This is a genomic window from Flavobacterium sp. LHD-80 (genome assembly GCF_030929605.1).
Lineage (GTDB): Bacteria > Bacteroidota > Bacteroidia > Flavobacteriales > Flavobacteriaceae > Flavobacterium.
The window spans coordinates 72,283-87,793 of the sequence record NZ_JAVFVS010000012.1 but is presented as its reverse complement, the minus strand read 5'-3'; the positions used below and the strand labels follow the sequence as shown (position 1 = coordinate 87,793).

Here is a 15,511-nt window from a genome sequence, read left to right as displayed (position 1 = left end):
TCTGGAGGATTTATGCTAAATTTGGGTTTATACTTTTTTACGATTCAATATAATCTAACCCAAATAATTTATGAGAAAACTTTACTTCCTTTGCTTCCTTTTCATGCTTAATGGTCTTTTTGCTCAAAAGAAAGATAAATTATATCCTGTTACGATTTATGAAAAAGCCTGGCAAGAAAAAAACAGTGATGCGCGACTAAAATTAATTAAATCAATTTGGCTCGAAGATAGTACTTTTGAAGATCCTTCGGCATCTATTAAAGGCGCTGTGGCATTGAACAATGTAATCAATGAATTTTATAAAAAAGTTCCCGATGCGGTTTTAAGTTCTGGACCAAAAATCGTGAAAGACAACTATGTAACCTGGGAATGGAAAATCCTTGATTCTAAAAATAAACTAGTAATGGCAGGCCGTGATTTTGCCAGATTAAACGGAAAAGGGCAGGTTAGTAAAATCATTGGTTTTTGGGATAATTCGGCCACTTTATCGGAAGAAGATGTTCTGAAAAATCTTGAGGCTGAAAATTTTAAAGTAGTTGCAAAATATTACGAATGCCTTTTTAAAACAAGAGATTTTGATACCATGGCAACATTAATTGAAGATGGAGCCGTTTACACGCAAGCTACAGGATTGCCATACGGAGGAACTTTTGTAGGTTTTTCTGAATGGACAAAAATGTTTGCAAAATCAACTGAATTTTTTGAATTACAGATCGAGAAAGAACCCGTTTATTTTAGTGATGCTTCAAAAAATGAAGTGATTATTTATTTTACAATAAATTGCAAATCAAAGAAATCTGGCAAGACACTTTCTATGCCAATTTCGGAACATTTTGATTTGAAAAACGGAAAAATTACTGCAATTCGACCATTTTATTATGATACAAAACAGTTTGCTGAATTCTTGAAAAGCAAGAAATAATAAACTGTAAATTTTTCTGTAATTTGTTATATTTCTGTTAGATACGTGTTTCTGGGGCAATTTTTTTTAATAGTTTCAGTTATATGTTTTTAAATACCAGTTAAGTTTTCAAAAACCTAAAAATCATGCAGAGCGTAATTACAGATTTATCCCGAATGATTGAGTTTAACGAAGTCGAAAGTATGGCATTTAAAAACATACTTAGGTTAAAAAAAGTTAAAAGAAACGAGCACCTTTTGGTTGAAGGCGATGTCTGTAATTTCGGGATTTTTGTGGCAGAAGGCTGCATTCGTTATTATTATTTAGTTGATGGAGTCGAATCGACTGGAAATTTCTTCTTTGAAAACGATTGGTATTCTGATTTTGAAAGCTTTTTATATGGAAAACCTTCATTATTAAATATTGAAGCTCTTGAAGATTGTGTTGTGTATTTGGCTTATAAACATGATTTCGAAAAACTGGTTGCAGAATATCCTGTTTTTAATGCCTTTTTGCGCATTATGATGGAGCGAACTATTAAAGGTTTAACTGGACGAAATATGGCAATGTCACTGCTGTCTCACGAAGAACGTTATTTGCGTTTTTTAAAATATTGCCCAAAAGTTGTAGAGCGTGTTTCTCTTAAACATATCGCAAGTTATTTAGGAATTCAGCCAGAAAGTTTAAGCCGAATCAGGACAAGAATAACATTGAACAGTAAATCTTAACACAAGTCAATTTTTAAGAAATTTCGGGGTTTTACTTTTGCTTTTATAACTATAAAGCAAAGTAAAATGAAAAGTATATTTCTGATTTTTTTTAATTTTTTCGGCTTGATTTTTTACGCTCAGACAGGAACTGTCAAAGGTAAAATAGTTGATAAACAATCTGAAAAACCTATTTCGGGCGCAATTGTTTCTTTGGCTGGAAATGATAATATTCAAGCCGTTTCTGATGTTGAAGGCGTTTTTAAATTAACAAATATTCCGCTAGGAAGGCAAACGCTGAACATCCGTTTTTCAGGTTATGAAGATACCTCTATAGCTGATCTTGATGTTACAACAGGAAAAGATAATTTAGTAACAATCGCACTAATTGAAAAGTTTAATACATTAGATGAAATTGTTGTGACTTCGGGTTCAAGTAAAGCGAAGCCCATTAATAAAATGGCACTCGTTTCAACAAAGCAATTCACAACCGAAGAAGTAACTAGATTTGCCGGAGGCCGAAGCGATGTAGCACGTTTAGTTTCTAATTTTGCTGGAGTTTCGACCGGAGATGACAGCCGAAATGATATTGTAGTTCGTGGGAATTCACCTTCGGGAATGTTGTGGCGAATTGAAGGAATGCCAGTTCCTAGTCCAAATCACTTTTCAACTTTAGGAACTACAGGCGGACCCGTTTCGGCATTAAACCCCAATCTTTTAGCCAATTCTGATTTTTTAACTTCGGCTTTTCCAGCAGAATATGGAAATGCAATTAGCGGTGTTTTTGATTTAAGTTTTAGAAAAGGAAATCCAGACAATTATGAATTTATGATTAGTGCTGGTGCGTATCCGGGTTTGGAATTTATGGCTGAAGGTCCTTTAGGCAAAAAAGGAGGTTCATTTGTAGCTTCCGCTCGTTATGGCTTTGTTGGGATTTTGGGCTTAGCTGGAACAGATGCACAACCTAATTATAGTGATATCAGTTTTAATGTTGATTTGGGAAAAAGTAAATTAGGAAACTTTTCTGTTTTTGGAATTTACGGAACTTCGGATATTGATTTTTTGGGCGATAAAATTGATAAAGAAGATCCTTTTGCGGCACAGGATGAAGATGGTTATGTTACATCGGGATTTGCTTCTATTGGGTTGAAGCATAATTTAGAAATTGGTACAAAATCATATTTGAAGACCATCATTGGCGCAGCGAATTCAAAAAACTCCTATGAGAATTACCGTTATTTTGATTACAATACGCCAAGTGAAAATAGATTGCCTTTTACGGATATTAATAATGCTGAAAACCGAATTACGTTTTCAACTTTATTTAATTCTAAAATCAGCAAAAAAATAACTTTCAGGGCAGGTTTACTTTTTGAACATTATAATCTAGATGCGAAAATGACTTCGAGAGAACGTCAGCAAGATTCTGACGGAGACGGTTATCCCGATTTTGTTCAATTGATTGATAATAATGGAAGTTATAATATTGTACAGCCTTTTGCGCAAGGGCAATTCCGCTTGACGGAAAAATTAACTTTCAACGCAGGTATTCACGGGCAGTATTTTTCAATTAATAAAGAATTTGTTGTTGAGCCCAGAACGGCACTGTCGTATGCAGTAAATTCAAAAAACACAATTAGTTTTGGTTACGGAATGCACCATCAAAGTGTTCCTGTTCCGATTTTGTTCTTAAATGAATCTCTTGGCGGAAGCCAAGTTCAGACTAATAAAAATTTAGATTTAGTTCAAAGTCAACATTATGTTTTAGGATATGATGTTCGTTTAGCTCAAAAATGGCGAGGAAAAGTAGAGGTTTATTATCAAGATATAAGCAAAGCTGGAGTAGAATCGTTTCCGAGCAGTTATTCTACTTTGACTGAGGGTGCAGATTTTGGTTATTCTATAGATAAGACTTCATTAGTAAGTAAAGGAACAGGGAACAATAAAGGAATTGAATTTACGGTTGAAAAATTCTTTAGCGAAGGATATTATGCATTGTTTACAACTTCGCTTTTTGAAAGCAAATATAAAGGAAGCGACAATGTTGAAAGAAATTCTCCTTTTAATAATGGTTATGTAGTTAATCTTTTGGGCGGAAAAGAATTTAAAATTGGAAAAGCCAGAAAAAATGTATTTTCGATTGATACTAAATTTACTACTGCCGGCGGTCGTTATTATACACCAGTTGATTTAGAAGCATCAAACAATGCCGGTTATGAAATAAGAGACGATGCAAATGCATTTAGCAAACAATACGATCCGTATTTGAGATTAGACATAAAGTTTGGCGTTAAATTCAATAGTAAAACAAAAAAACGATTCCATCAGTTTTATATCGATTTTCAAAATGTAACCAATCATACAAATGTTTTTACGTTAGAGTATAATCGTTTAACAAATAGTATAAATCAAAAAGACCAAATTGGGTTTTCTCCAGATTTTGGATATAAGTTTCAATTTTAGATTTTATAAAAAAAAGCGAACTTAATATATAGGTCGCTTTTTTTATTAGAATTCTAGAGTGAGTTGTTCTGGCAAAAGCCTAAAACTCATACGGTGATATTTTGTGGTTCCGTATTTTTTGATTGCTTCTCGATGCTCTTTGGTAGGGTAGCCTTTATTTTGTTTCCAATTGTACATTGGGAATTCTTCATGAATTTGATCCATGTATTCATCGCGATACGTTTTTGCTAAAACCGAAGCTGCTGCAATACTTAGGTATTTTGCATCACCTTTAATAATGCTTTGATTCGGAATTGATTTTAGTAATTCAATTTCAGTCGAAGAAAATTGTTTCCCAAAAGTATTTTTCAGTCCAAGTTTTGCATTTAGAGAACGGTTGCCATCTACAATAATATATTCTGGAACATGTTTTAATTTTAAAATGCATTCTTGCATTCCTTTCATAGATGCATTTAGGATATTTATTTCGTCAATTTCATCAGGAAATAAATGCGTGACTGCAAAGCATACTGCCTGCTGTTCGATAATAGGTTTTAAAAGCGCTCTAGTTTTTTCGGACAACTGCTTACTATCATTTAAAATTTGATTTTCAAAATCTTGAGGCAGAATTATCGCTGCTGCAGTTACCGGTCCGGCAAGACATCCTCGTCCAGCTTCATCGGTTCCGGTTTCTAAAATAAATCCTGAGAAATTCTTTTCGAGCATTTTTTGAGCTTTTTGCATGGCAAAGATTGTAAAAATTTCAGAAAATTGATAAAGTGACGACGAATATTCGCTGGTCTTAGGTCAAAAAGCATTTGTTTTTAACGCTTTAGCCATAGTTTAAAGGCCGTTGAGTTTGGAATTTTTTACACTTTCTCTTAATAATTTTACTCAATTGGACTTTTTTTTTGAATTTTTGAATAACAATTATTCAAAAAGATTGAAAAAAATTGATGTTTTTAGGTATTTGGCTCTTGTTTTTATCAAAAGTTCAAAAAAAACTATCAATTTAAAGAACTTAATAAAAGATATTGCAGTTTTTTATGAGTTTAACGAATTGAATTCCTTAAATGTTAAAATTTATTAACGTTTTACTATTTAAAATACTGCATTTTTCCCTTTTTTTGAAAGAAAAATAGTATTTAAAGTTAGGAATAGTTATATTTTATGGGAATGCATTACGCTTTTGTTAATAATGTTAAGGAAATTTAAGTTGAAATAGTTTGTTATTTTAAGAAATAATTAAGATGTTTGTCGCATACTAATTCAAAATAAATTAAAATGAAATTAAAATTTAAATGGATTTTTACGCTCCTTGTAGCGTTATCTATGCAGTTTTCTTTCGCTCAAGAGAGAACTGTAACTGGAAAGGTATCTGATAAAACAGGTGTTATTCCAGGAGTAAATGTTCTTGTTAAGGGAACAAAAGTTAGTACTCAGACAGATTTTGACGGAAGTTATTCTGTAAAAGCGAAAACAGGAGACGTTTTAGTTTTTTCATATGTAGGTATGAATAACAAAACTGTAACTGTTGGAACTTCAAACACAGTTAATGTGGAGTTGGAGTCTGAGGCACAATTAATGAATGAAGTAGTAGTAGTAGGTTACGGTGTTCAGAAAAGAAAAGAAGTTACAGGTTCTATTTCTAAAATTTCTGGAAAAGACATCGCTAACTTAGTAACTCCATCTTTCGAAGGTGTTTTAGCAGGTAGAGCAACTGGAGTTCAAGTTTTAACTAACACAGGTCTTATTGGAGCTGCTCCAAAAATTAGAATTAGAGGTATCTCTACTATTTCTGGTGTAAATGATCCATTAATTGTTGTTGATGGTGTGCCAATTTACTCTGGTGATATTGGAGGAGCTACATCTACAAATGGTCTTGCAGATATTAATCCAGAAGATATCGAATCTTTCGACGTATTAAAAGATGGTGCTGCAACAGCTATTTATGGTTCTAGAGCTGCTAATGGTGTAATTTTGATTACAACTAAAACAGGAAAAAAAGGTACTTTAAAAGTAAATTATTCAAGTGTATTAGGTGTTGCTAGTGCAGCTAAAACATACAATGTTTTAGAAACTCCTGATTTCTTAGTTATCTCTAACGAGAAAAGAACTAATGCAGGACAAACTCCATGGGCAGTTGGAAATACATTTAATACAGATTGGCAATCAGCTGTTTTGAGAAATGCGCCACAAATGACGCACAATCTAAACTTCAGCGGAGGTTCAGACAAAACTAAATACTATTTATCTTTAGGATATTCAGAATTAGAAGGTATCAACTTGTCTAACAGTATGACGAAATATTCTGTTAGAGCTAATATTGATCAGGAAATCAACAAATGGTTGAGTATGGGTACAAACATCAATGTAAACAGAACTGAAATTGATGGTTTGAATAGTAATGCAAGTGGATTGTCTGGAAACATCTTTAATACAATCAGACAATTGCCTAACACGCCAATTTATGATGCGTTAGATCCAACTGGATATAACCTTTCATCAAATAATGCAACTGTTGGTCAATGGGATAACTTAGCTCCTGTAGGAGATAACATCACGAATATTCTTTATGTTCTTGATCATAACAAATACTCGTCAAATACAACGAGAATCTTATTCAACACTTACGCTAATGCAAAAATTACTTCTGACTTAAGTTTTAAATTGCAAGTTGGTGCTGATAATGCTTCAACAGATGGTATGTACTACTGGAATCCAGTTCATGGTGATGGTCGTGGTGTAAACGGAACTTTATATCAAGATAATACTGACTTAATGAGATGGAACTGGCAAAATATCTTGAACTACAAGCATACTTTTGCTGAAGATCATAACTTAGGTGTAACAGGTGTTGCTGAATACCAAAAATCTAGAAGCCAAGTTTTATGGGGTCAAGGAAGTGATTTATTAAGTGATTATTTTGATAAAAATTTAGTATCTAATACTTTCAACACTAAAGATGCTGGTGGAGGTGTTACTGAAAAAGGAATTATTTCTTACTTAGGTCGTGTTACTTATAACTATAAAGAAAAATACTTTATTCAAGGATCGATCAGACGTGACGGAATTTCTCAATATGAGAAAGATGTTAGATGGCATAACTTCCCTGGAGTTTCTGCAGGTTGGACAGTGTCTAAAGAAAGCTTTATGGAAGGAATCAGCAAAGTGGTTTCTGATTTGAAATTAAGAGGATCTTACTCTGAAGTTGGTAACGTTGATGTACTAGGTGGTGCTGCTTATCCTTCTAAAGGTCTTACTTCTGGTGCTCCTTATGGTGGTGCAAATGGTATTGGCTTTACTCAGTATGGTAACAACATATTACAATGGGAAACTAGTAACAAAGTTGACTTTGGTGCTGATTTTGGTTTCTTAGATAATCGTTTGACTTTACAGTTTGATTACTATAAAAATGATATCGATGGAATCGTTTTAGCGCGTCCAGTTGATACTTCTCTTGGTATTCCTGGTGCTAATGGTGGTGTTATCAATACTAACATTGGTAAAATGTTCAACCAAGGATATGAATTCGCTGCAAGTTTCAAAGCTATCAATACAGCAAACTTTACATGGGATGTTTCTGCTAACGTAACATTATCTAAAAATGAGGTTACTGGTTTAGATAATGGACAAGATATTGTAGGAGGTTCTTCTACAGATACTAACATCGCTCCAAATATTATTATCAGACAAGGTGAGTCAATCAACTCTTTATACGGATTTGAGTACTGGGGTGTTAACAAAGCAAATGGTAACCCAGTTTATTACAAAGCAAATGGTACATTAGTACAAGGTAATCTTAATAATTCAAATTATTATACATTTGATCCAGCTAATCCTGGTGCTGCTATGAACGCAGCTAGTTTGTCAAGTTTAACTACTGCTGATAAAAAAGTTTTAGGTAATACATTGCCAACATATTTCGGATCTGTTTCATCTACTATGAAATATAAAAATCTTGATTTTGGTTTCATGTTCAGATTCAGTGGAGGAAATAAAATCTTTAACTCAACAAGAAGAGAGTTAATGAACCAAAACTTCAACAACAACGGAACTGAGATTTTAGGAAGATGGCAAAGTGTTGATAATCCTGGAGACGGATGGACACCAAGATTATACGCAAGTTCAAATACATTTACTAACCTTTCTGGAAGTGCTTCAACTCGTTTCGTTGAAAAAGGTGATTTTATCTCACTTGATAACATCAGTTTAGGTTATACATTACCTAAATCTCTAATGGAGAAAATTGGAGTTGATAACTTTAGAGTTTTTGTTCAAGGACAAAACATCTGGTTAATTTCAGATTATAAAGGTATTAATCCTGAAATGGAAACGTCTGGAGTTGATATTAATGGAACTCCTCGTTCTAAAGTTATCTCAATGGGTATAAATGTAAGTTTATAATAAAAATACATATGAAAAATATATTTAAAACAATTCTGCTTTCTGTAGTTGTACTCGGGATGAGCTCATGTACAGAAGAAAAACTATTGGATTTGCAGCCTATCAACAATATTTCTGATAAAGATGCATTTTCAACACCTTCTTTGATTCAATCTTATATGTCTGGTGTTTATAATGCCGCTGCTATTGGTCAATATAACTCTACAAGTGCAACAGGTGGTAGAGGTTATGTTTGGGGTGCTGCATTTGTTGAACAAGGTGAGGCAAGAGGAGAAGATGTCGTTAATATGGCTACTTTTTACCAATTGACGTATACTGCAACTTACGATGCAACAACTGCTAATAACGTATTTTACTGGGTTGATGGATACAAATTGATCAACAGATGTAACCTTATGATCGAGGGAACAACTGATGCTGTAGCAAAAGGTGTTATTACACAAGCTGTTGCTAATGATTATATCGGACAAGCTAAATTTTTAAGAGCAATTACTCACTTTGAGTTGCTTACATATTTTGCTAGACCTTATAACTTTACTGCTGGTGCTACTCACCCTGGAGTTATCTATAGAGAAGTAGGTGTTAATACTGCTGCTGAAGTTATCGCAGAAGATGATAAACCAAGAAACACTGTTGCTGAATGTTATGCTAAAGTTTTAGCAGATTTAGATGATGCTGAAAAATTAATTACTGCTACAGGTGCTGGTGCGAATGCTGCGTCTATCGGAAGAGCAACAAAAGGTGCAGCAATTGCTTTCAAAACTAGAGTTTATCTTCAAAAAAGAGACTGGGCAAATGTAATTGCTGAAGGTGCTAAATTGACTGGACGTTATACATTGACTGCAGATCCATATACTCCTTTTGCTGCTAATGTTGGTAATACAGAATCTATTTTCTCTATTTTACATACTTCTACAATGAACCCTCAGGTTAATGCTGCTTTAGCAAGTGTCTTGAAAAACAGAGCTTTAGTTTGTATTAGTCCAATTCTTTGGAGAGATGCTCAATGGTTGTCTGATGACAAACGTAGACAGGACGGAAAATTCATTTACACTGCTTCTGGAATTAAATATACTAACAAGTATTATGATGTTACTAACATGACAGATCCAGCTCCAGTTATTAGATATGCTGAGGTTGTTTTAAACGTTGCTGAAGCACAAGCACGTTTATCTGCTGCAAACTTGCCAACTGCTTTAACTTTATTGAACTCTGTTAGAAATAGATCATTAAATACTCCTGCAACTCAGGCGTATACTGCTGCATCATATACTACTCAAGCGGATTTGGTAAGCTTAATTCTTAAAGAAAGAAGAATTGAGTTCTTACAAGAAGGACGTAGATGGTCAGATATCCACAGATTACAAGGTGATCCAATTGCATCTGTTGCAATCGACGGTATTCCTTCAAAAGTTGCTAATGCTGTACCTGCTGTAGCTGCATTTGATTTAACTGCTGCTTATACAATTACACGTCCTGTAGCTGCTGTTCCAGGAACTGATTACAAATTCTTGTGGCCAATACCACAATTAGAAATGAATACTAACCTAGGTATCCAACAAAATACTGGCTGGTAAGAAAATAAATATTTTGATTTTTTTAAAACCCTCAATCATTTTTTGATTGGGGGTTTTTCTATTTTGATTTTATTGTGATAAAAACTTCTCAATCATACTGATTTGTTTTTTTATACGTTTTTATCTTTTACCTTTGCTTGACTAATTTTGTCGAATATAATTTCAATATAAAGCTATCAAATGAGAATACTCTTTTTTCTATATCTAATGATAATGCCCGCCTTATTGTTTTCTCAAGAAAAAAACACTTCTAAAAGTAATTTGGATATGAACACACAATATTCAAGTATTACAGATACTCTAAAAAAGAAAAAAGCTAAAATTGCAAAAATCGAGCAATATCAGATTATCACTTTAGAACACGATACAACTTATGCTGATACGTCTTTAACATTAAAAAGTGCTTACAGACAAAATTACCTTCGCAAGGATAATTTTGGACTGTTAGAATTTTCTAATATCGGGCAGACTTATAATACTTTGAACTATGGTTTGACTAGTTTTTCACCATATCCTGAAATTGGGTTTTCGGGAAAACATTTCGATTATATGCAGGCTTCGGATATTAAATATTACTCGGCCGCTACACCATTTACTGAATTGTTTTTTAACACAACTATAAATAAAGGTCAAAACGTAGATTCTTTCATTACACTGAATACTTCTAAAAACCTTAATTTTTCAGTTGCCTATAGAGGACTTCGCTCAGAGGGAGATTATATTAATCAATTGGTGAGTGTTGGTAATTTTAGATTTACAACAAGTTATGCTACAACTAACAAAAGGTATATTTTAAATGCTCATGTAACTTATCAAGATGTTACAAATGAAGAAAATGGAGGAATCACCACTCCTTCTGATTTTGAAAGCGACGATCCCGATTTTAAAAATCGCCAGCGTTTGCAGGTATATTTAACAGATGCAGAATCTTTGTTAAAAGGTCATCGTTTCTTTTTTGATCATGCCTTTAGAATTAACCCAAAAAACGGTGATAATAACTTATTTGTAACGCATCAGTTTAATTACGAATATAAGTTCTTTGAATACAAACAGCCAACAGTGCTTTCATATGTAGGAACAACTCCTGTTGAGCGTTTTGGAGAATCGTATGTTACTAGCAATATTAATGACAAAACACGTTTTGAAAAATTATACAATAAGGCCGGACTAGCTTATGAGAATTCGCTTTTAGGGAAGTTCTATTTTTTTATTGATGATTACAGATCGAATTATGAGTACAACAGAATTATTGTAAAAAAAGATGGACATATTATTCCTAATAATTTATTTCTTCAAATTAATAATGTTGGTGGACAATATGAATATCAGAAGAATAAATGGAATGGGCGTTTCTTATATACAAGATCAATCACAAACCAGTCGCTTTCTGATTTAGATGCAAAATTAAGATACAATTTAAATAAAGATATTCAATTTGATTTTAGATACCGAAACATTAATAAGCTTCCAAACAATAATTATAATTTGTACCAAAGCAGTTATGTAGAGTACAATTGGTCAAATGATTTTAAAAATGAAAAGATCAATCAGCTTGGCGCCAATATTTTTACGCCATGGTTAAACGCAGAAGTTCAATATTCTGTTTTGAAAGATCATTTATATTTTGCGGATGTTTCGAATAAGGATGAGATTGCGGTTCATACTCAAATTATAAAGCCTGAACAATACGGAAATGCGATCAATTATTTCTCTATAAAAGCAAATAAAGAATTTAAGTTTGGTAGATTCGGTTTTGATAATACGCTTTTATATCAAAAAGTAGATCAGTCTGAATTAATTTTAAATGTGCCAGATTTTGTAACCAGAAATACGCTGTATTATTCTAGCTATTTCTTCAAAAAAGCTTTGTTTATGCAAACTGGACTTGTTTTTAATTATTTCACGAAATATTACGGAAACGATTACAATCCGGTTGTGGGAGAATTTTTTGTTCAGAATACTAAGGAAATTGGTAATTATGCAACTTTAGATTTTTTTGTAAATGCAAGAATTCGCCAAACTCGATTTTATTTAAAGTTGGAGCATTTTAACTCTTCTTTTTCGAGCAACGATTACTATTCAGCGCCTAATAATCCATATCGTGATTTTGTACTCCGATTTGGTTTAGTTTGGAATTTCTTCCAATAAAACAGGGCCTTGATTTATTTTAAAACCAAATATTAAATTAATACAAAATGGACTTTTCAAATAATATTTTAGAAACAATTGGTAATACACCATTGGTAAAACTCAACAAAATTGTTGCTGAAATTGATGCGTTAGTATTGGCAAAAGTCGAAACTTTTAATCCAGGAAATTCCGTTAAAGACAGAATGGCTGTGAAAATGATTGAAGATGCTGAGGCTGATGGCAGATTGAAACCTGGTGGGACTATTATTGAAGGAACTTCAGGAAATACCGGAATGGGACTAGCACTTGTTGCTATTGTAAAAGGTTACAAACTGATTTGTGTAATTTCAGACAAACAGTCTAAAGAAAAAATGGATATACTACGTGCTGTTGGAGCAAAAGTTGTAGTTTGTCCTACAGATGTTGAACCTACAGATCCACGCTCGTATTATTCAGTTTCAAAGCGTTTGGCCGAAGAAACTCCAAATTCTTGGTATGTAAATCAGTACGATAATATGTCAAATTCTTTGGCGCATTATGAACAGACAGGACCGGAAATCTGGAAACAGACAGATGGAAAAATTACGCATTTTGTAGTTGGAGTTGGAACTGGTGGAACTATTTCGGGAGTTGGAAAATACTTAAAAGAAAAAAATCCAAATATTAAAATCTGGGGAATTGATACTTATGGATCTGTTTTTAAAAAATATCATGAAACTGGTATTTTTGATGAAAACGAAATCTATTCTTATATCACAGAAGGTATTGGAGAAGATATTTTGCCAAAAAATGTTGACTTTTCTTTAATTGATGGCTTTACAAAAGTTACAGATAAAGACGCTGCTGTTTATACAAGAAAAATTGCACTTGAAGAAGGAATTTTTGTTGGGAATTCTGCAGGAGCTTGTATTAAAGGTTTGCTTCAGTTAAAAGAACATTTTAAACCAGATGATGTTGTAGTGGTTTTATTTCACGATTCTGGAAGCCGATATGTTGGAAAAATGTTCAATGATGATTGGATGCGTGAACGTGGATTTTTAGAAGAAAATGTAACGAAAGCCGAAGATGTTATCAAAGATCATATTGATAAAGAATTGATTGTTGTTCGTACAGAAGAATTGGTTTCGCACGCAATTGAGCGTATGCGTAAGTACAAAATATCTCAAATTCCAGTGGTAGATATCAATGGATTTGTTGGTTCTGTTGATGAAACTGATTTATTCAGAAGTTATGTTGCCGACAAAAATGTTGCCGAAAAGCCAATTAAAGAAGTAATGGGTAAACCATTTCCGATTGTTAAATTAGGAACTCCGATTGAAGAAGTGTCAAAACTTTTTACAAAAGAAAATGATGCAGTTTTAGTTGAATTAGGCAACGGAGCACATCATATAATCACGAAGTATGATATTATTGGCTCAATAAAATAAGATACATAAAATAAAATTTATCCATAAATCTGATTATTGCTTAATAATTAGGTTTATGGATTTTCTTTTTTAAAATTTATAAAAATGAATTTTACCGCGATAGATTTTGAAACTGCAACGGGACATCATCCATGCTCAGTTGGAATTGTTACTGTACAAAATGGCATTATAGTCGATGAATTTGTGACTTTAATAAAACCGCCAAACAATATTTATAATCCGTTTACAATTCAAGTACATGGTATTTATCCACGTGACACTGTTAATGCAAAATCGTTCGTGCAAGTTTATCCCGAAATAGAAAGGAGATTGAAAAACAGGGTTGTTGTTGCGCATAATGAAAGTTTCGACCGAAATGTTTTGGTTAAATCGATGTTGGCAAATGGCTTAAATTATGAGGATTTAAACATTGCTTCAAAATGGGAATGTACAGTAAAAATTTACAAAGCAAAAGGTATTAAGCCTACAAAATTGAGTGACTGCTGTCGCGAAATGAATATCAAACTGAATCACCATGAGGCATTGTCAGATGCGCGTGCTTGTGCTAAATTGTACATGTTGCGTTAAAAGTATTTTTTTGTAGGAAAAGTTTTTTATTTTTTTAGTATTTTTAGGTTTTGTAATTTGTTATAAAACGTAAAAATGAAAGAAGATTTTCTTCATTATCTCTGGAAATTCAAGAAGTTTGATACCTTGAATTTAGAAACTGCTCAAAAAGAACCAGTTGTCATTTATAAAACTGGTGATTATTTAGAACTTTCAGGCCCAGATTTTTTTAATGCTCATATTAGGATTGGAGAACAAAAATGGGCAGGTAATGTCGAAATCCATTTAAAATCTTCAGATTGGTATTTGCATCATCACGAAAAAGACGTGGCTTACGAAAATGTAATTCTCCATGTCGTTTGGGAACATGATACTGAAATATTCAGAGAAAATAATTCTGAAATTCCAGTTTTGATTTTAAAAGATTATGTTTCTAAAGAAATAATAGCAAGTTACAACGAGCTGCTTGCTGTAAAAACATGGATTTCGTGCGAAAAAAACTTAAAAGAAATTGATGATTTTGTTTTGAAGAATTGGCAGGAAAGATTGTTTTTTGAAAAATTGGAGCGAAAATCACAATTCATTTACAAATTACTTGATGAAACAAACCAAGATTGGGAGGCGGTTTTGTTTTGCATGCTGGCCAAAAATTTTGGACTAAATACGAACGGAAATTCTTTTCTGCAAATGGCAAAGTCGATACCTTTTTCTGTTTTTAGAAAAGAAAGTTTTGAAGTAGAGAATCTTGAAGCGCTCTTTTTTGGAACTTGTGGCTTGTTGGATTCAGAGAAAGAAGATGTGTATTTTAAAGATCTGAAATTCCGATATTTTTTCCTGCTTCATAAACACAATTTAGAAAGAACTTATGTCGATCCGGTTCAGTTTTTTAAGCATAGGCCAGATAATTTCCCTACGATAAGACTGTCTCAATTAGCAAGTTTGTATCATAAATACCAAAACTTATTTTCAAAAGTTGTTGAATTGAAATCAGCAGAAAGCGTTTATAGTTTACTTTCTGTTTCGTCAAGTTTGTATTGGCAGAATCATTATCAGTTTGATAAAGAAAGCCCTAAAAAGCATAAAAAACTTTCAAATGCGTTTTTGGATTTATTGATTATAAATACGATAATTCCGCTTCAGTTTGCCTATTCAAACGTAATGGGAGATGCAATTGCTGAAAATTTAATTGATTTTATGATTGGAGTTTCTTCAGAGAAAAATTCCATTATTGAGAAGTTTGTTTCTTTTGGAGTAAAATCAAAAAATGCATTTGAAAGCCAGACTTTGTTAGAACTCAAAAATGAATATTGTGATCGAAAAGCTTGCTTGAAATGCGCAATAGGAATGGAGTTGCTTAAAAATAATTAGATAATT

10 protein-coding genes are annotated in these 15,511 nt (G+C 32.8%); 9 read left to right on the top strand and 1 reads right to left on the bottom strand.

All coding sequences use genetic code 11. The annotated features are described in order from the left end of the window. The first annotated feature begins 70 nt into the window (after nt 1-70). The 3 genes from RB619_RS17370 to RB619_RS17360 all read left to right on the top strand — a co-directional run bounded on the left by RB619_RS17370 (nt 71) and on the right by RB619_RS17360 (nt 4,071). Nucleotides 71-922, top strand: a complete 852-nt coding sequence (locus RB619_RS17370; RefSeq protein WP_308099797.1) for a nuclear transport factor 2 family protein — start codon at nt 71-73, stop codon at nt 920-922. A gap of 125 nt (nt 923-1,047) precedes the next feature. Continuing rightward, nucleotides 1,048-1,629, top strand: coding sequence for a Crp/Fnr family transcriptional regulator (locus RB619_RS17365; protein WP_308099795.1), 582 nt, complete (start codon nt 1,048-1,050; stop codon nt 1,627-1,629). A 66-nt stretch (nt 1,630-1,695) separates the two neighbouring features. Next, complete coding sequence (locus tag RB619_RS17360; protein WP_308099793.1) at nt 1,696-4,071, top strand: TonB-dependent receptor; 2,376 nt, start codon at nt 1,696-1,698, stop codon at nt 4,069-4,071. Nucleotides 4,072-4,116: 45 nt separating this feature from the next. Here RB619_RS17360 and RB619_RS17355 read toward each other — a convergent pair whose 3' ends face one another. Next, nucleotides 4,117-4,776 (bottom strand): ribonuclease HII, encoded by a 660-nt coding sequence (locus RB619_RS17355; RefSeq protein ID WP_308099791.1) that lies wholly within the window; start codon nt 4,774-4,776, stop codon nt 4,117-4,119. Between the two features lie 558 nt (nt 4,777-5,334). On the opposite strand from RB619_RS17355, the gene RB619_RS17350 reads away from it, so the two are divergent. From RB619_RS17350 to RB619_RS17325, 6 genes are all read left to right on the top strand, one after another. Then, a complete protein-coding gene (locus tag RB619_RS17350; protein ID WP_308099786.1) occupies nt 5,335-8,457 on the top strand; it encodes a TonB-dependent receptor in 3,123 nt (1,040 codons plus the stop codon). A gap of 11 nt (nt 8,458-8,468) precedes the next feature. Then, a complete protein-coding gene (locus RB619_RS17345) occupies nt 8,469-10,034 on the top strand; it encodes a RagB/SusD family nutrient uptake outer membrane protein (RefSeq protein ID WP_308099784.1) in 1,566 nt (521 codons plus the stop codon). A 180-nt stretch (nt 10,035-10,214) separates the two neighbouring features. Continuing rightward, nucleotides 10,215-12,182 carry a putative porin gene (locus RB619_RS17340; protein ID WP_374119728.1) on the top strand — a complete coding sequence of 656 codons (1,968 nt, stop codon included), beginning with the start codon at nt 10,215-10,217 and terminating at the stop codon, nt 12,180-12,182. Between the two features lie 47 nt (nt 12,183-12,229). Beyond that, complete coding sequence (locus tag RB619_RS17335; protein ID WP_308099780.1) at nt 12,230-13,591, top strand: pyridoxal-phosphate dependent enzyme; 1,362 nt, start codon at nt 12,230-12,232, stop codon at nt 13,589-13,591. An 84-nt stretch (nt 13,592-13,675) separates the two neighbouring features. Continuing rightward, the gene (locus RB619_RS17330) at nt 13,676-14,158 is read left to right on the top strand and encodes a 3'-5' exonuclease (RefSeq protein ID WP_308099778.1); all 483 of its coding nucleotides are present in this window, start codon (nt 13,676-13,678) and stop codon (nt 14,156-14,158) included. Between the two features lie 75 nt (nt 14,159-14,233). Further along, a complete protein-coding gene (locus RB619_RS17325; RefSeq protein WP_308099776.1) occupies nt 14,234-15,505 on the top strand; it encodes a DUF2851 family protein in 1,272 nt (423 codons plus the stop codon). Nucleotides 15,506-15,511: the final 6 nt, after the last annotated feature.